This is a genomic window from Marinococcus sp. LNSP9103-4 (assembly GCF_056034345.1).
The window spans coordinates 65,636-81,744 of record NZ_JBQLIA010000002.1 but is presented as its reverse complement, the minus strand read 5'-3'; the positions used below and the strand labels follow the sequence as shown (position 1 = coordinate 81,744).

Genomic DNA, 16,109 nt, shown 5'->3' with positions numbered 1-16,109 from the left:
AGGAGGATCGCCTCCTTCTTTTTTATTGATTATATAGAGAGAAAAGCGGCTATAGAATAATCATACATCTGCAAAGGGAGGTACGTATGGAACTGATATGGTATTTACTGGGGATTGCGTGCTACACACTGGCGCTTGTCGCGGTTGTTTATCCGATTCTGCCGGGTGGTATTTTTCACGCAGCTGCTGCCCTTATGTTTGCACTGGGCTATGGGTTTGCAGATATCGGTGTAGTTTACTGGGTGATTCAGGCAGTTATTGCGGTGCTGCTGTTTGTAATTGATTACGCGGCTAATTATTATGGTATCCAGCGGAGTGGAGGTACGAAATACGGCATCTGGGGGAGCCTGATCGGTCTGGTTGTCGGTCCGTTTATCATTCCGGTCGCCGGCATTCTGATTGGCGCACTTGCCGGAGCTGTTATTGGAGAGTTAATCGGAGGCCAGAAATCGTGGAAGCAGCTTGGTAAAATTGGTGTAGGGTCTGTCGGCGGGTTTGTCGCAAGCGTTGTTATAAAGGGCGGTATATTGCTAGTGAATGCCATTTATATTATAATAATTCTTGTTTAAAGAAATACAAAAATCTGTTTGACGCGTTTTTAAGGAAATGATATAGTAATTACTGTCGTAAAAACGGCAGTAACACATTCCGCAGTAGCTCAGTGGTAGAGCAATCGGCTGTTAACCGATTGGTCGCAGGTTCGAATCCTGCCTGCGGAGCCATGGCGGCGTAGCTCAGCTGGCTAGAGCGTACGGTTCATACCCGTGAGGTCGGGGGTTCGATCCCCTCCGCCGCTACCAATATATTTACATACTCATACGGCGGTTGTGGCGAAGTGGTTAACGCACCGGATTGTGGTTCCGGCATTCGTGGGTTCAATTCCCATCAACCGCCCCATTTTTTTGTCTGCAATGCTTTTAAGGACCCTTAGCTCAGTTGGTTAGAGCAGACGGCTCATAACCGTCCGGTCGTAGGTTCGAGTCCTACAGGGTCCACCACTTTAAGAAGCAGTGGGTAAATATGCATCTGGAGGAATACCCAAGTACGGCTGAAGGGGACGGTCTCGAAAACCGTTAGGAGCTTTACGGCTCGCGAGGGTTCGAATCCCTCTTCCTCCGCCATTATTATGTTAAATACTCATTTTTATATAACTGGACAGCTAACTTTTCCGCAAAGGCCGGAGAAGTTTTTTTATTTTGAAGACAGCTCTGGGCGGGACGTGGCAAATTGGGAATATAGACGCTTTTGAGGGGCTGGTTTTTCCATGTGCAGCGAAAGCTGGTTAGATTTTTATGTTTAAAGAAGAAGTATAAGGGAATAATCAACTTTGGCAGGCTTTCTAGTTGATTACAGCAGAAAGCCGATTTGAAAAATAAGAATTGTTTTGGTAAAGTAAAAGTAGACTAAGTGTAATTTTGTATACTAAATTAACGCAAAGTCACTTTGAACAAATCACCAGAACTTTCAAGGAGGGCATTTTGTATGAGTACACATCAACTACCAGATCTACCTTATGCACCAAACGCATTGGAGCCTCATATTGATGAGCAGACAATGAATATTCACCATGATAAACACCACAACACGTATGTGACAAAATTAAATTCAGCCTTGGAAAATCACAGCGATCTTCAAAACAAGAGCGTTGATGAACTGATCAGCGATTTGAACGCTGTACCTGAAGATATCCGTACCGCAGTAAGAAATAACGGCGGCGGCCACTCCAACCACTCCATCTTCTGGAAGCTTCTCAGCCCTAATGGCGGCGGCGAACCAAAAGGCGAAGTGGCAGATGCCATTAAGAGCAAATGGGGAAGCTTTGACAAGTTCAAAGAAGAATTCGGCGCAACAGCAGTTGGACGTTTTGGTTCCGGCTGGGCTTGGCTCGTATTAAACAACGGCGAGCTTGAGCTTATGGATACGCTCAACCAGGATTCACCGATCATGGAAGGTAAAACTCCACTTCTCGGCCTTGATGTCTGGGAGCACGCGTATTACCTGAAGTATCAAAACCGTCGTCCGGATTATGTAGCAGCATTCTGGAATGTTGTAAACTGGGACGAAGTTGAAAAGAACTATCAGGCAGCTAAATAATATATTTAAAGAGTCCGTTCCCGGTTTCCGGGAACGGACTTTTTCTGTTTAGGAAGAGAGCAGAAGTTCGGCAGCGGCTTTTTTCTATGCTATACTTAACTGGAAACAAGCAAACTTACATATATTAAGAGAGGGATTGCGTGTGGCTTCCAGAAAAAATAAAAAACCTTCCATTCCTTTTCGGCTGAACGTACTTTTTTTCGCTGTTTTTATATTGTTTTCAATATTGATCCTGCGGCTTGGATACGTACAGATCGTTGAAGGTGATACGTATGAAGAGGACGTGAATGAAACGGCCTCCACATCGGCGAGCCGGGTCGATGCTCCGCGCGGAATTATGTACGACCGCAATGGAACCGAGCTGGTGGATAATAATCTTATTCTGACTTTAACGTATACGAACCAGAGAAGCTATGAGGATGAAGAACGCCTCCAGACGGCTGAAGAACTGGCTGAACTGATTGAATTTGATGAAGAGGAAACAGACCGTGAGAGCATGCCGGAAAGAAACTTGCAGGACTACTGGCTGTTAACTCGTGAAAGTGAAGCGGAGGAGCTTGTCTCAGACAAAGAAGAAGAGCGCCTGATGGAAAATGATAAAGATCCATATGAAGTACAGCTCGACCGGATTACTGATGAACAACTGAATGATATCAGTGACGAAGAGCTGGAAGTTGTAGCTATCTGGAGTGAAATGATTTCGGGGTACTATGACTCCCCGCAGCGCGTTAAACGGGATTTGACAGAAGGAGAGGCCACGGCGATCAGCGCACGTCTCGATGAACTCGAAGGCGTGGATGTAACGAGAGACTTCCGGCGTGACTATCAGTATACGCAGGCCTTCCAGAGCCTTTACGGGAAGGTGGGGTCTATCCCTGAAGAAACCGTATCCGAGTTTCTTGCTAAAGGGTATCAGCGCTCCGACGAGGTTGGCCAGAGCTTTCTCGAGGAATACTATGAAGACACGCTGAGGGGCAAAAAGGGAACTGTCAGCGGTGAGGATGATGACGCCGAGGAGACGAATAACGGAAGCCGTGGCAATGACCTCGTGTTGTCGATTGACATGGATCTGCAGCAGGAAGTACAGACGATACTTGATAATCAGATGGGGCAGTCGGAGGGGTCGTTTCCAAACGATCAGCAGGCCTATGTGACTGCAATCGATCCGAATACAGGGGAAATACTTGCTATGAACGGTTATGATGATCAACTCGGGAACGTAACGAATACGTACGAGATGGGGTCGACAATCAAACCGGCAACAGGCATGATCGGCCTCCAAGAGGAAGTTATCACGGAAGATACAAAAATTAATGACAGGCCGATTGACCTTCCAGGCCCAGGAGGAGAAGTCGAATCTTCTCACGAAATCGGCACAATAGATATTGTCGGTGCTATCCAGGAATCATCCAACATATTTATGTCCGAAATTGCGATGCGGCTGATGGACTATGAGTATGGAAGCGGCGATGGTTTCAACGATCAAAAGGTGGACGAGGCATATGCGACAATGAGAGACTATTATCATCAGTTCGGGCTTGGGGTGGAAACTAGCATCGATCTGCCATCAGAAGCTACTGGTTTAAATGCTGGGAGGCAGGTGCCAGGCAGCTTGTTGTTCTTCTCCTTCGGCCAGCTTGACACGTACACACCGCTGCAGCTGGCGCAGTATTCCGCGACTATTGCTTCCGACGGTAAACGGATGGAGCCTCACCTCGTGAAAGAAATTCGTGAACCAAACCGTAATACGGACGAAATGGGTGCAGTGCTTCACCAGTTTGAACCAGAAATGCTGAACCGGGTTAATATTGACAAAGAATACTTTGATATTGCCCAGGAAGGTATGTACGATGTGGTAAACACGGATTTGGGAACCGCGGACAGCTATTTCACGGACGTAAATATGGAAATTGCCGGGAAAACAGGGACGGCCCAGCGCAGTGTCCGCAGAGAAAGCGACAATGAAGTAGTAGAGGTAAACAACCAGACCTTTATCGCCTACGGGCCGTATGAAGACCCGGAGATAGCGATTGCGGTAGTGGTTCCTAACGCTTATTCGAGTGATGAGGGTGGACGCTCGGGTATCGCCAACAGCATTGCCGCTGATACGATGCAGGCATATGTGAATCTTAAGGAAGAACGTCCGGGAGCCGGAAACAGCGAAGACGAAGCTGAAGGTGAAAATGAAGAAAATGGCGAAACCACGGACGACAATGAAGAAAACGCAGGAGACGAAGAAAACTCCGGCGGCGACGGGGAAGAACAGTAATCCTGCTGGAATAAAAGACTGCAGCAAGTTGTTTTGTTCTTAACACTTTTTACTGATTTGCCGCTTTTACAAAAAATATTCTTAACTTTCCTGAGAAAAACTAACATCACAGACTTGAAGCACAAATAGGAATCTGATAGTATTACTAAGTATGAAAAATGTACGAAAGTAGGGAGGGAATCACATGCGTGTACAAGTAACGCTTGCCTGCACAGAGACTGGTGACCGTAATTACATCACCAGCAAAAATAAACGCACAAACCCTGAGCGTATTGAGTTGAACAAATATTCTCCTCGTTTAGGAAAGCACACTCTTCATCGCGAAACGAAATAAGCAGCAGGAGATTACATCTCCCAGCTGCTTTTTCTTTTGTCTTTAAAGCATGGTCCAATGAAAAGACATGGGAGGGCAAATAATTGAATAAACATATGCTCCGGCAGCAGGTAAACAGCGCCTATCAAAATCTTTCCGGAAGTGATCGCCTGGCGGCAGAAAAAAAGATTTATGAGTACTTATTCCAATGGAGCGGATGGAAACAGGCGGAGACGATTGCTGTAACTGTTTCGCTCAAAAATGAAATAAATACCGGGCCGATTATTGAAACGGGATGGCAGCAGGGAAAGCGGATGTGTGTACCTAAAATTGAACCTGAGCAACGCGGAATGGATTTTTATGAAATACAGGAATTCGGTGAGCTCGAGCGCTCGATCGGTCAGATATATGAGCCTAAAAAAAGTGTCTGTCCCCTGGTGCCTCCGGAGCAGCTGGATCTTGTTCTTGTGCCTGGTCTTGTATTTAACAGGCAGGGCTACCGCGTTGGGTTCGGGGGCGGATACTATGACCGCTTTTTAAACCGGGCGGATTTTGCTACGGCCTCCCTGATTCATCCTTTTCAGCTTCAGGAGTGTATTCCGGTGGAAGCGCACGACGTGCCGGTCCAAACCCTTATCAGCAGCGAAGGCCTTATTCATGTGGGGTGAAACGGCACTCGGTTTAGTATTCGTGCTGTTTTTAATGATGATTTGGCAAAAAGGATCATTAACGTTTACCGCAACGGTATCAGCCGGAGTGCTCGGCACGCTTATATACACATGGACAGGAGGGCTGGGGGCAGCAGCGCTGCTTACTTTTTTTGTAAGTTCGACAGCTCTGTCACGTTTAAATAAACAGGAAAAGGAACAGCGGGACAGCGGGCAGGTATGGGCGAATGGAGGACCGATGCTTATATTTGCTGCTTTGTCCAGCGCCGCTTCTTGGGAAGGGTTTTTGGCTGCTGCTGCAGGTGCAGCGGCGGCAGCAAATGCGGATACGTGGGCGTCAGAGCTTGGCCGCCGGTTTGGTGGCCGGCCGTTTCACGTGCGCAGCCGAAAACGAATAGAAAACGGTTTTTCCGGAGCGGTTTCCGGAGCAGGAACGCTGGGAGCTTTTGGCGGTGCTTTGCTTGTGGGAGGGGTAGTTTATTTTATTTCTTCGGAGCCGAATGTCTTTATGCTTATTGTTGTAAGTGCTGCTGGCGTATGCGGCTGCTTTATTGATACATTTCTCGGAGCCTATACAGAACGGATGAATCGCTGCAGCGTATGTGGGTCCTATACGGAAGCTGCAGTCCATCATGGAAGGGAAACCATTCACGCCTCGGGCATTTCATGGATGACAAACAACGCTGTGAATGCGTTAAGCTCCTTTGGAGGCGGTGTGGTGGTTGTGGTGCTGTACATTGTTTCTTTCTTTTCCTTTTGATTTCGCCTTTAGCGGGAGGTTGCTATAATAGAAGGAAGAAAGGTGGCACAAGTACATGCGCTGGACAACGATTTGTTTCGATCTGGACAATACCCTCTACGATCACGAAAAAGCTTTTCAAAAAACAATCAAAGCTGTGTTTGTTTCCATCAGACAGCAGATGAATAAAGAAGCTCCGTTCGTTCATGAAGATAAGTGGTTCGAGGTGTTTAAATATCACTGTGATTTGTTTTGGCGGGAATACGAGGAAGGCACTCTTACGCAGGAGCAGTACCGGGTAAAGCGGTATGCAGAAACGATGCACGTGTTTGGGCTCCCGGCGTCACGCCGGGAAGCACTCGAGTTTCATCAGGAGTATGAGCAGCGGCTGCCGGAATTCAGCGAACTGTTTGAGAGTGTACCTGGTTTGTTGGAATCGCTCACAAAAAGCAGCGTCCGCCTCGGTATTATTACAAATGGGTCAGAGAAACTGCAGAAAGAAAAGTTTTATCAGCTTGAGCTTGATCGCTGGATCGACCACCGTCATCTTTTTATTTCTGAAATGGCCGAAGCTCCGAAGCCGAAAGCGGCAATTTTTGATGAAGCGCTGCAGCTTATGGATAGCCGGAAAAAACGGGCGCTGTTTGTCGGTGACTCGTGGGCCCACGATATAAGGGGAGCGGAAAATGCAGGATGGGAAGCTATCTATGTGAACACCCGCGGGGAGAAAGCAGGACCTTCGGCAAATACAGTAAAAGAGTTTAGCGAATTCAATCAGGCAGCATCATATTTAAGAGAAATAGTGGAAGAAGGACGGCGTTCGGATGTCTAAACGGGAAGCTCACCAGTTTTGGAAATTTACAGAGCAGCTTATGGAGGAAGAATCCTTCCGCCTGATTGACGTCGGTCCGGACCGGAAGCGCGTATGGCTTCAGGGGGATGTGGACGGACAGCCCTGGATTGTGCGCATGGCACGGGTGGAATATGAACGTCTCGGGCGGCTGGAAGAAGACAGGCATGAAGCGGAAAAAAGCTTTCACGGGTGGAAACGGCGGCTCGCCTTAAGGAAAGCAAAATTTGCGAACGTATATATTACTTCTTATCCTCCGGCAGATATGACAGAGCCGATGGAGAGCGGAGACCGCGAAGCCCGCTCCTTTTTGTTCGCCGATGACAACGGGCGGGGCCTGGCGGATGCGCCCCCTTCTGTCAGTACGTATCTAAAAACCAATGAATGGGCATGGGGCGGCCTGGAAGAAGAGCTCGAACCCGAAGAGCATGAACAAAGAGCCTCCTTTTACCGCCGGCAGGCGGAAAAAAAGCAGCGGGAGCTTGAAGAGCAGGACATGTCCTTTTTTTCAAGCGGGAAGCCGATTGTGACCTATATTGTGCTGGCACTGCTTGCCATGATTTTTTTAGTGCTGGAGCAATCGGGAAGCAGTATGAACGTCAACACTCTCATCGAGCTTGGAGCGAAATACAATCCGGGAATTGTAGACGGAGAATGGTGGCGCCTGGTTACTGCTATGTTCCTTCATATCGGTTTTCTGCATTTGTTTATGAACAGCCTGGCGTTGTTTTTTATTGGCGGCATCACAGAACGTATTTACGGCACAACGCGCTTTATTATCATTTATTTTGCCGCAGGTGTATTTGCATCGACGGTCAGCTTTGCTATGAATGAACAGGTGTCAGCCGGAGCCAGTGGTGCTATCTTTGGCTGTTTCGGGGCCCTTTTATATCTGGGACTTGCCCATCAACGGCTGTTTTTCCGTACACTTGGCATGAACGTGCTTGTCATACTCGGGATTAACCTGATATTTGGGTTTACCGTGCAGGCAGTGGATAACGGGGCCCATATTGGCGGTCTTGTCGGTGGATTTATAGCCTCCGTTCTTGTGCATCTTCCGGGACACCGATGGCAGTTTGTGCGTGTAGGAGCGTTTGCGTTTTTTGTTTTGGCGTTTGCCATCTTTTTTGCGATCGGTATGTACCGGTGGAATTAATCAAAATACGTAGTAGAAAAACGCCTTTCGCTTGCTATAATGAAAGGAAGCAGGATAACTATGGAATCCATGACAGAAATCCGGATGTGGCTGCGCACGGTCGGGGCCTTCATCTATACGAAAAATCGTTTAATGGATTTAGACTTAATGGAAGAAGAAATCAGAGAAGCCTATAAAAACGGACTTTTGGATGTCAGGATGTATCAGACTGCTTTATTAACGATAAAAAGAGAACGACGAATCGAGCAGGAAAAGGGGTAGACAAATGGCTGAAAATTACGTGATCGGAATCGATATCGGCGGCACCGCGGTAAAAATGGCGCTTTTTGACCAGGACGGGGGCATGCAGCATAAATGGAGCATCACGACCAGCAAGGAAGAAAACGGAAAATACGTGCTCGATGAAATTGCCGCATCGATCGAGCATGAACTGAATGAAAAGCAAATTCCACTGACGAAAATCGCCGGCGCCGGTGCGGGGCTTCCCGGCTTTATCGACATAGAAAATGGCATTATCGAATTCGCAACAAACATAGGGTGGAAGGATTACCCGGTCGCTCGTATTCTCGAAGAAAAGCTCGGTTTTCCCGTGGCGCTCGATAACGATGCCAATCTTGCAGCGGCGGGCGAATACTGGAAAGGGGCCGGGACAGACGTCCGGGATATGATTTTTATCACGCTCGGCACGGGCGTCGGAGGAGGAATTGTGCTTAACGGGGATTTGGTGAACGGCAAAGATAATATGGCTGGGGAAATCGGCCATATTACCGTGAAACCGGAGGGAGGCCGGCTTTGTAACTGCGGCAAACGCGGCTGTCTGGAAACCATCTCTTCAGCAACAGGCATGGTGCGCGGGGCCCTGGAGCATATCGACGAAGCCGAAGGTTCTCCGATTTATGATGTGCACCAGCGTGGGGAAGAGATTACGACTAAGGATTTGTTCGCCTATGCCACATCCGCTGACCCGTATTGTGCCGGCGTGATTGACCACGCCATGTATTACCTGGGACTTGCCGTCGGCAATATGGCCAACACCCTGAATCCGGAGCGAATCGTGATCGGCGGCGGTGTGGCTGCTGCCGGAGATGACTTACTGCAGACGCTGCGCGCTCATTTTGATATGTTTGCGCTCGACAAAGTCAAAAGAGGAACAGATTTTGTTATTGCCGATCTTGGGAACGACGCGGGGGTGGCAGGAGCCGCGTGGCTGGCTAAAAATCATTACTTGAACGGATAAAATAGAAAAAATGATCGTTAAAAAGGGGCTAAAAACATGGAAAACTACCGTGTGGAACGTGACTTTTTAGGAGAAAAGAGAGTACCTAAAGATGCTTATTACGGAATTCAGACACTGAGGGCAAAAGAAAACTTTCCAATAACCGGCTATCCGCCGCACACGGAATTGATTAAAGGATTCGGCTACGTAAAAAAAGCAGCGGCAACTGCCAACGCGGAAGTGGGCTTTTTGAATGAATCAATTGCTCAGGCGGTCACAGAAGCAGCAGACGAAGTGATCGAAGGTAAATTTGATGATCAATTTATCGTGGACTCTATTCAGGGAGGGGCGGGGACCTCCTTTAACATGAACGCAAACGAAGTTATTGCTAACCGCGCCATTGAATTACTGGGCGGTGAAAAAGGGGATTACCTTCGGGTGAGTCCGAATTCCCACGTAAACATGGCTCAGTCCACCAACGACTCATTTCCTACAGCTATTCACATTTCGGCTCTTCGTCTTTCACAGGGTCTTGTAACTGCGCTCGATAATTTGATCGAAGCGATGGGCGAAAAAGAAGAAGAGTTTGACAATGTTATCAAAATGGGACGTACGCATCTGCAGGACGCCGTGCCGATCCGCCTTGGTCAGGAATTTGGTGCCTACCGACGGGTGCTGACAAGAGACCTGCGCCGCATTAAGCGGTCAGTGGATCATTTGTATGAAATTAACCTCGGGGCCACAGCTGTGGGCACAGGGCTCAATGCGATGCCCGAATACATTGACCGTGTAGCAGAAATTCTTGCTGAGCAGACAGGGATGCCATTTTACAGTGCAACTGACCTTGTGGACGCAACGCAAAATACGGATTCCTACACCGAACTGTCAGCGGCACTCAAAGTACATGCGATTAACCTGTCCAAGATGGCAAACGATCTCCGGCTGATGAGCTCCGGGCCCAGAACCGGCCTGAATGAAATTAACCTCCCGTCCCGACAGCCGGGTTCCTCCATTATGCCGGGGAAGGTGAACCCAGTCATGTGCGAACTAATTAATCAGATCTCATTTCAGGTCATTGGCAATGACCATACGATCAGCCATGCTTCGGAAGCCGGTCAGCTCGAACTGAATGTAATGGAGCCGGTGCTCGTATTTAATCTGCTTCAATCCCTTTCAGTGCTGCAGAATGGTCTGAAAGTGTTCCGGGAATTTACTATTGAAGGAATAACAGCCAATATTGAACACTGCCGGAGCATGGTAGAACGAAGCGTAGGCATTATTACAGCCATCAACCCGCACGTTGGGTATGAAACAGCTGCGAGAATCGCAAGAGAAGCGATTGAAACGGATCAGAGCGTACGCTCGATCTGCATCGAACGGGGAATATTGTCTGAAGAAGAACTCGATGAAATTTTAGATGCCAAGGAAATGACCAAGCCGGGGATCGCAGGTTCACGATTCATGTACGGCGAGTAACAGCCGTACATGAAAATTCGCGGGCTTTCCTATCAGCGCGGCGTGTTTTTCTTTGGAGCTTCTTTTATCAGCAGAGCCTATGTTGGCAGTGAAGGAAAGATACATGCCGAACTGCTTCCCCTTTCCATGCGGTCTTACTTAAAAGTGGCGGCAGTGGTTATAGGGGCGATGCCCGTCTGGTACAAGCTCACAGCTGCGGCCTGGCTCACAGCGGTCTTATTTCAACTGCTTCCTTTGTATTCGTTTTTACTATTTATCATGGGGACTCACTTTATTTTTCCGCAGCAGCTCAAAAAGTTTCACGGCGCAGAGCATAAGGTTTTCAGCTTTACCGGCGTCCCTAAAAAAAGCTCGTGGAAAAGAGTGGGGAGGGCATCGATCACAAACCGTCACTGCTCCACGAACATTGTTTTTATATACTTCGTTTTGTTTCTTGTCATGGCGTCTCCGGTTTACATTGTTTCTTCTCCGGGAAATGTTTTTATAGCTGTCAGCGCTTATATATCACTGCCAATGGCTTTTGCGGCAGAAGAAGTGCTCCAGCGGCATTTTGCCGGCAGCAGAAACACATGGCTGAAGCCTTCGTATTGGCTTCAACGAAATATTACATGTTCCGTGCCGGAGAAGGTACACGTTCAAACTGCGATTACAGCGTTTCGGATGCTTGCTGAACGTGAATTTCCGGGCCGGCTTGGAAGAAAACGAAAGGAGCAGTTATCTATGGCAATTGTTGATGTGACAGTCTCTCCTATAGACAAACAGGGAACCGGGATGTCGGACACAGTAGCAAAAATTCAGGACGTGCTTGAAAAACACAATGATAAAATTGATATTGAAATGACGCCAATGAGTACACTTCTCGAAGGAAATATTGACGATCTGCTTCAGGCCGTCAGAGAAATACACGAAATTCCTTTTGAAGAAGGCTATCAGCGTGTATCAACAAATATTCGCATTGACGACCGCCGTGATGCAGAAGGCAAGCAGATGAAAAAGAAAATGGAATCAGTACGGAATGCACGAAAGCAGTAACCAATACTGAAAGCCGGCAGAATTAACTCTGCCGGCTTTATCTATGTTCTGGGTAAGAAAGAGCTTTATAAACAGAGGCTTTCCAATCTGCGGTGTAAGTTACCTGCTTGGAAAATCCCAGGCGGTGACGGGCAGTGAATTTGATTTCGCCGCTCCTGGATTCTTTCCATTCGACGGTGCCATCCGGCATCGATACGGTGCCGGATTCAGAAGGTGCTTCAATATAAATATTTTCGGCATTCCGGATCATCCATTTTGCATCCAGGGATCCAAACTCCTCATTTTGCTGCAGAAGCTGAAGCTTCAAAAGTCCGGCAGCCAGTACCATAAACAAGAAAATGAATAAAAGAAAGAAAATAGTGGAGGGAAGAACAAAGCCTTCACGTTTATAAAGGGAAGAGCTTCTTCGTAGCTGCATGATAGGAAAGAAACGACTGAAGATGCTGCCCATCATTTAAAATCACCTCCACGTCTGCGCCGTAGTCTCCTGTCTCTACAAAAAAAGCAGAAGCTCCCTGGAGCATAATTTCAAATCCTTCGTTATCCACCCGGCGTACGATCCGCCCGTTAGACATAAAATATTCGTACGTATTTTGTCTGGATTCAATATAAAACCGTTGCTTCTCATACGTTAATGACTGAGCAATTTGCATATCTTCTTCCATTTGCTGAACGAATAAACGTGCTTCGGTATCGGGAGCCGGGACATCAGTTAAAAGAAGGCTGCTGAATTTAGCAGCGGCCAGTGCCCACAGGCTGAACAGCAAAAGAGTTATAATCATTTCAGGAAGTGTGACCCCTTTATTGCTTCGGAAGGACGTAAACGCACTGTTTGTTCCGGCTCCCTTCGATCGAAGTACACACTTTGTATCCTTCCTCGTATTCTTTAATGTGAACATGAATCCTTCCTTTCGAATAGGAAGCAGCATTGACGGCGGGAGAGGCAGACTGGTGAATGCGCCCTGCTTCCTTTTCCATCACATACAGCTGCTCGTAGTACAGCTGCTGGCTGCTCCAGGTCTGATAAGTCTGATGAAGAAGAGGGAGCATAAATAAAGTGACAGCGAACAGAAGCGAGAGGGCACTGACGGCTTCGATCAGCGTGAATCCATTACGAAGATGTCTCAACCCGGAGCCGCCCCCTTCCAATTTGAAATATAAACCGGTATGACCGTGACGGGCCGTGAAGGGCTACAGTACCAGCTTTTTTAATATTTCCTTTCTCCGTATAAGACAATGTATGGAACTGCAGCTTAGAGGCAGTAGGAGCAAAAAAGCCCTCGGGGATGTCACGCTGGATCAAAGGTTCACTGCGGTCGTTGCCTATAAGGGCGTAGTAGCCCTCATCTTCCTTCCAATCGAGACGGGTGGATATATGGTGAGTATAAGCATAGTGCTGGCTGTAAACGAGATCAGCCTGTAGCTGCTGGACGAAATGCTCTTCACGTGCGCTTTCATAGGCCGAAGAGAAATGAATAAATGGCACAGCAGCAAGCACACTAAACACAAGCAGTACTACGACAGCCTCAGGAAAGGTGTAGCCCTTCGAACTGAAAAGAGGCATCAGGATCCTTTACTTACGGCTCCGTTGTTATATACAAGCGGAGTGTTGTCCGGGCAGGTGGTCGTTTCAACATAGTCAGCTTCAACGAGATCCTGAAGAGAAGACGGCTCGCTGCCGTATTCAACTTCATAAGCAGCAGCCTGGGTTTCTAAAAGCTGGATGGTGGCGTCGCATCCTTTGGACTGGGCGACCTGGTTGTTTGTACCGATGTTCGGGATAGCAATTAAAAGAAGCACAGTAATAATGAGCAGCACAATCAGCATTTCCACCATAGTAAAACCTTTATTGTTTTTAAGCATATGTTTTTTCCTTTCTGGAAGAGCGGGATTGGCGAAGCATCTTTAATAAAGAAGCAATGTCTTCTTCTTTCTGCGTTTCAAGATCCGTCAAGCGTTTTTCAAGTACCGAGAGTCGTTCAGAAAAATAATCGTGAGGGGTTTGCATGGATGGTCACTCCTTTTACTGTATGGAAGTAATCATGTGATACATAGGTAAAAATACTGCAGCGAAAAGACTTAAAATCAGAATGCCGACTGAAAAGAAAAGAATAGGCTGGGCAGTCATGGTCATCCGCTGGATGTCTGTTTCGAGTTTATGCTGCGTCTGGCTGCTGTATTGCACAAGCACCTGGCCGAGCGCTCCAATAGACTGGCCGTACTGCACCGCCTGTCCGAGGCTTTCAAGGTACCATGACTGCCGGAATGTTTCCGGCAGAGGAGTCCCGGCAGCGAGCATCTGTTCAATACGCGCACCTTCTTCCTGTATTAACTGGGAATGCTTTTGATTTTTTAACACCAGACAGCTTTCGGAAAGAGACAATCCATTTAAGAGCAGGTAGCCGAACTGTTCGGCGAAAGAAGCGGTAGTTCTCATAGTAATAAAAGGATGGAGAAACGGCAGCCTGGTCCAAAAAAGAGTCCGATGAGAGGCAGGTTTCGGGCGGACAGCTAAAACATAAAATACTCCGAGGCCAGCGAGCAGAATAAAAACAAAGGCAAAGAAAAAAGGAGCGGCGGAAATCATTTTCATCACCATCCGGGTGTAAAAAGGGAGCTCCATGCTCAGCTGTTCAAACAGCTCGAGAAACTGGGGAAAAAGGTAGCGGACAAACACATAAGCGAGAATTATCAGCAGCCACAGAAGAAATAACGGGTAGTACAGAACTTTACGGAAGCTGCTCCAGGCCTCGAGGCGGCTCATATAATGATTACCCGCTGCAGTTAATCCTTCAGAGAGACGGCCGGACTGCTCCGCAAAATAAACAAAAGCAGCAATGTCCGAGGGGAAATGGTGTTCAAGTAAAAGCTCATGCAGCTCCCGGCCGCTGCGGAGATGTCTTCGTATGCTGCGCAGGGAAGCAGTGACGAAAGCGGGCTGTTCCCAGGAAAGCATCTGTATGGATTGATCCAGATGATATCCGCTGCCGAGCAGCTCGCCCAGCTGTTGAAGAAATAGTGCTTTAGCCTCCGGCTTCCAGCTTCTTTTTAACAGCTTGCTCATACCCTGGTCTCCGCAAAGGCTTCCTTGTCGAACAAGCCGAGCGCATAACCCCGCTTCAGCTGCTCATTTATCCGGGGTGACTCGAGTGGTTTATTGGAATCAAGCATGGAATGGATATCCTGTCGGGTGGAAAAATCAAATAGCGCTAAGCGTCCGGGGGTGGAAAGAGAAGTGGTGGAAATAAGCCGTTGGTGGGCAATGAAGGTGGTGGTTTCAAGGAGGTCCGTTTTTGAAAGGCCAAGGTCCAGCAGTCTGCGGAGGACCCCAAAGGTACTGCCAGCATGCAGCGTAGTGAGCACCAGATGGCCGGTAAGTGCTGCCCGCAGTGCCAGCTTTGCTGTTTCAGTGTCACGTATTTCTCCGATCATAATAACGTCTGGATCATGTCTCATAGAAGCCTTCAGAAGTGATGCGTAGGTAAGCCCCGCTTTTTCGTTGACCTCGGTTTGAATGCAGCCGGGTATCCGGAGCTCTACAGGGTCTTCGATTGTAATAATGCGCTGCGTGTGGGAGGTGAGCAGGTGCTCGAGCATGGCGTAAAGGGTGGTGGATTTTCCAGACCCGGTGGCGCCAGTCAAAAGAACCAGTCCTTTACGGGAGGCAAGAACGTCTTCGAACGAGCGTGTAGTGGTGGAAGTTAAAAACAGCTGCGGGAGGGTGAATTGAAAAGTCTGTGGAAGCAGCCGGATAGAAAAGCTTTCCATACGTTCTGAAGGCATGGTGGAAAAACGGAGATGGACAGGGGGATGAAGCGAGCGGTAAGTAAGTGAACCATCCTGCGGACGCCTTCGTTCGCCGATATCCATACCGGCTCTGAACTTTAAGTGCGTAATAAGCCTGTGAGCAAAAGCCGAGGAATACGTATCTGAAAGCTCAAGGCGTCCATGGATACGAAAATAGAGAGAGGCTTCTGAATAAGACGGCAGCAGATGAATATCTGATGCGCCGGCGGCCGCTGCCTGATGGATCAATTGCCGTGTAAATGATTCGATGTTGGTCAAGGCCTCACCTTCTTTCTGAAAAGTAATTTTATTATATGGTAAAACAAAGGAATAATCTACCATTTTTTTCAATGTATTAATTTTTTAAGGAAAGCGTAACGGAAGCAGTGGTGTGATAAAATATAAAGGGCTTCGCAATATTCCGTCAGGAATTTAAAACCAACTTGACACATAAGAATTATACGGATAAAATTGACCATAATAAAATGACCAGTTTATATACATGGATAA

General features: G+C 47.7%; 20 protein-coding genes and 5 tRNA genes. 17 read left to right on the top strand and 8 right to left on the bottom strand.

All coding sequences use genetic code 11. From position 1 onward, the window contains the following. The first annotated feature begins 86 nt into the window (after positions 1-86). The 17 genes from ACTRXG_RS01870 to ACTRXG_RS01790 all read left to right on the top strand — a co-directional run bounded on the left by ACTRXG_RS01870 (position 87) and on the right by ACTRXG_RS01790 (position 11,813). Positions 87-569 carry a DUF456 domain-containing protein gene (locus ACTRXG_RS01870; protein WP_474261797.1) on the top strand — a complete coding sequence of 161 codons (483 nt, stop codon included), beginning with the start codon at positions 87-89 and terminating at the stop codon, positions 567-569. A gap of 78 nt (positions 570-647) precedes the next feature. Further along, positions 648-722, top strand: a tRNA-Asn gene (locus ACTRXG_RS01865). A 1-nt stretch (position 723) separates the two neighbouring features. Then, a tRNA-Met gene (locus tag ACTRXG_RS01860) sits at positions 724-800 on the top strand. A 21-nt stretch (positions 801-821) separates the two neighbouring features. Continuing rightward, positions 822-897, top strand: a tRNA-His gene (locus ACTRXG_RS01855). Positions 898-921: 24 nt separating this feature from the next. Beyond that, positions 922-998, top strand: a tRNA-Ile gene (locus tag ACTRXG_RS01850). A 30-nt stretch (positions 999-1,028) separates the two neighbouring features. Next, positions 1,029-1,121, top strand: a tRNA-Ser gene (locus ACTRXG_RS01845). Positions 1,122-1,482: 361 nt separating this feature from the next. Beyond that, a complete protein-coding gene (locus tag ACTRXG_RS01840; RefSeq protein WP_091611828.1) occupies positions 1,483-2,094 on the top strand; it encodes a superoxide dismutase in 612 nt (203 codons plus the stop codon). Positions 2,095-2,236: 142 nt separating this feature from the next. After that, positions 2,237-4,363, top strand: coding sequence for a peptidoglycan D,D-transpeptidase FtsI family protein (locus ACTRXG_RS01835; protein ID WP_474283849.1), 2,127 nt, complete (start codon positions 2,237-2,239; stop codon positions 4,361-4,363). 184 nt (positions 4,364-4,547) lie between these two features. Then, positions 4,548-4,697, top strand: coding sequence for a 50S ribosomal protein L33 (rpmG, locus tag ACTRXG_RS01830; RefSeq protein ID WP_298787882.1), 150 nt, complete (start codon positions 4,548-4,550; stop codon positions 4,695-4,697). 83 nt (positions 4,698-4,780) lie between these two features. Next, positions 4,781-5,344, top strand: coding sequence for a 5-formyltetrahydrofolate cyclo-ligase (locus tag ACTRXG_RS01825; protein ID WP_474282428.1), 564 nt, complete (start codon positions 4,781-4,783; stop codon positions 5,342-5,344). Beyond that, complete coding sequence (locus ACTRXG_RS01820; RefSeq protein WP_474283846.1) at positions 5,334-6,104, top strand: DUF92 domain-containing protein; 771 nt, start codon at positions 5,334-5,336, stop codon at positions 6,102-6,104. Before ACTRXG_RS01825 ends, ACTRXG_RS01820 begins: the two co-directional genes overlap by 11 nt. Positions 6,105-6,159: 55 nt before the next feature. Continuing rightward, positions 6,160-6,915: an HAD family hydrolase gene (locus ACTRXG_RS01815; RefSeq protein WP_474282432.1), complete on the top strand. Its 756-nt coding sequence runs from the start codon at positions 6,160-6,162 to the stop codon at positions 6,913-6,915. Then, positions 6,908-8,089 carry a rhomboid family intramembrane serine protease gene (locus ACTRXG_RS01810; RefSeq protein ID WP_474261802.1) on the top strand — a complete coding sequence of 394 codons (1,182 nt, stop codon included), beginning with the start codon at positions 6,908-6,910 and terminating at the stop codon, positions 8,087-8,089. The genes ACTRXG_RS01815 and ACTRXG_RS01810 overlap by 8 nt, the downstream gene beginning before the upstream one ends. Before the next feature lie 60 nt (positions 8,090-8,149). Next, positions 8,150-8,350 carry a YqgQ family protein gene (locus ACTRXG_RS01805; protein ID WP_298787873.1) on the top strand — a complete coding sequence of 67 codons (201 nt, stop codon included), beginning with the start codon at positions 8,150-8,152 and terminating at the stop codon, positions 8,348-8,350. Positions 8,351-8,354: 4 nt separating this feature from the next. Further along, the gene (locus tag ACTRXG_RS01800; RefSeq protein ID WP_474261803.1) at positions 8,355-9,326 is read left to right on the top strand and encodes an ROK family glucokinase; all 972 of its coding nucleotides are present in this window, start codon (positions 8,355-8,357) and stop codon (positions 9,324-9,326) included. Between the two features lie 36 nt (positions 9,327-9,362). Next, positions 9,363-10,781 carry an aspartate ammonia-lyase gene (gene aspA, locus ACTRXG_RS01795; protein ID WP_474279639.1) on the top strand — a complete coding sequence of 473 codons (1,419 nt, stop codon included), beginning with the start codon at positions 9,363-9,365 and terminating at the stop codon, positions 10,779-10,781. Positions 10,782-10,790: 9 nt separating this feature from the next. Beyond that, positions 10,791-11,813, top strand: a complete 1,023-nt coding sequence (locus ACTRXG_RS01790) for an MTH1187 family thiamine-binding protein (protein WP_474282436.1) — start codon at positions 10,791-10,793, stop codon at positions 11,811-11,813. Between the two features lie 37 nt (positions 11,814-11,850). On the opposite strand, the gene ACTRXG_RS01785 is transcribed toward ACTRXG_RS01790, so the two are convergent. The 8 genes from ACTRXG_RS01785 to comGA are packed head-to-tail and all read right to left on the bottom strand — an operon-like array spanning position 11,851 to position 15,878. Beyond that, positions 11,851-12,267, bottom strand: coding sequence for a hypothetical protein (locus tag ACTRXG_RS01785; protein WP_474282438.1), 417 nt, complete (start codon positions 12,265-12,267; stop codon positions 11,851-11,853). Then, positions 12,200-12,712: a competence type IV pilus minor pilin ComGF gene (locus ACTRXG_RS01780; RefSeq protein ID WP_474282440.1), complete on the bottom strand. Its 513-nt coding sequence runs from the start codon at positions 12,710-12,712 to the stop codon at positions 12,200-12,202. Before ACTRXG_RS01780 ends, ACTRXG_RS01785 begins: the two co-directional genes overlap by 68 nt. Then, a complete protein-coding gene (locus ACTRXG_RS01775; protein ID WP_474261808.1) occupies positions 12,615-12,941 on the bottom strand; it encodes a hypothetical protein in 327 nt (108 codons plus the stop codon). Before ACTRXG_RS01775 ends, ACTRXG_RS01780 begins: the two co-directional genes overlap by 98 nt. After that, positions 12,925-13,377, bottom strand: a complete 453-nt coding sequence (comGD, locus tag ACTRXG_RS01770; protein ID WP_474261809.1) for a competence type IV pilus minor pilin ComGD — start codon at positions 13,375-13,377, stop codon at positions 12,925-12,927. Before comGD ends, ACTRXG_RS01775 begins: the two co-directional genes overlap by 17 nt. After that, entirely contained in the window at positions 13,377-13,676 is a 300-nt protein-coding gene (gene comGC, locus ACTRXG_RS01765; protein ID WP_091611794.1) for a competence type IV pilus major pilin ComGC, read from the bottom strand. Before comGC ends, comGD begins: the two co-directional genes overlap by 1 nt. Beyond that, positions 13,669-13,821 (bottom strand): hypothetical protein, encoded by a 153-nt coding sequence (locus ACTRXG_RS01760; RefSeq protein ID WP_474261811.1) that lies wholly within the window; start codon positions 13,819-13,821, stop codon positions 13,669-13,671. Before ACTRXG_RS01760 ends, comGC begins: the two co-directional genes overlap by 8 nt. 15 nt (positions 13,822-13,836) lie before the next feature. After that, positions 13,837-14,877, bottom strand: a complete 1,041-nt coding sequence (comGB, locus tag ACTRXG_RS01755) for a competence type IV pilus assembly protein ComGB (RefSeq protein WP_474279637.1) — start codon at positions 14,875-14,877, stop codon at positions 13,837-13,839. Next, positions 14,874-15,878, bottom strand: a complete 1,005-nt coding sequence (comGA, locus tag ACTRXG_RS01750) for a competence type IV pilus ATPase ComGA (protein WP_474282444.1) — start codon at positions 15,876-15,878, stop codon at positions 14,874-14,876. Before comGA ends, comGB begins: the two co-directional genes overlap by 4 nt. Positions 15,879-16,109: the final 231 nt, after the last annotated feature.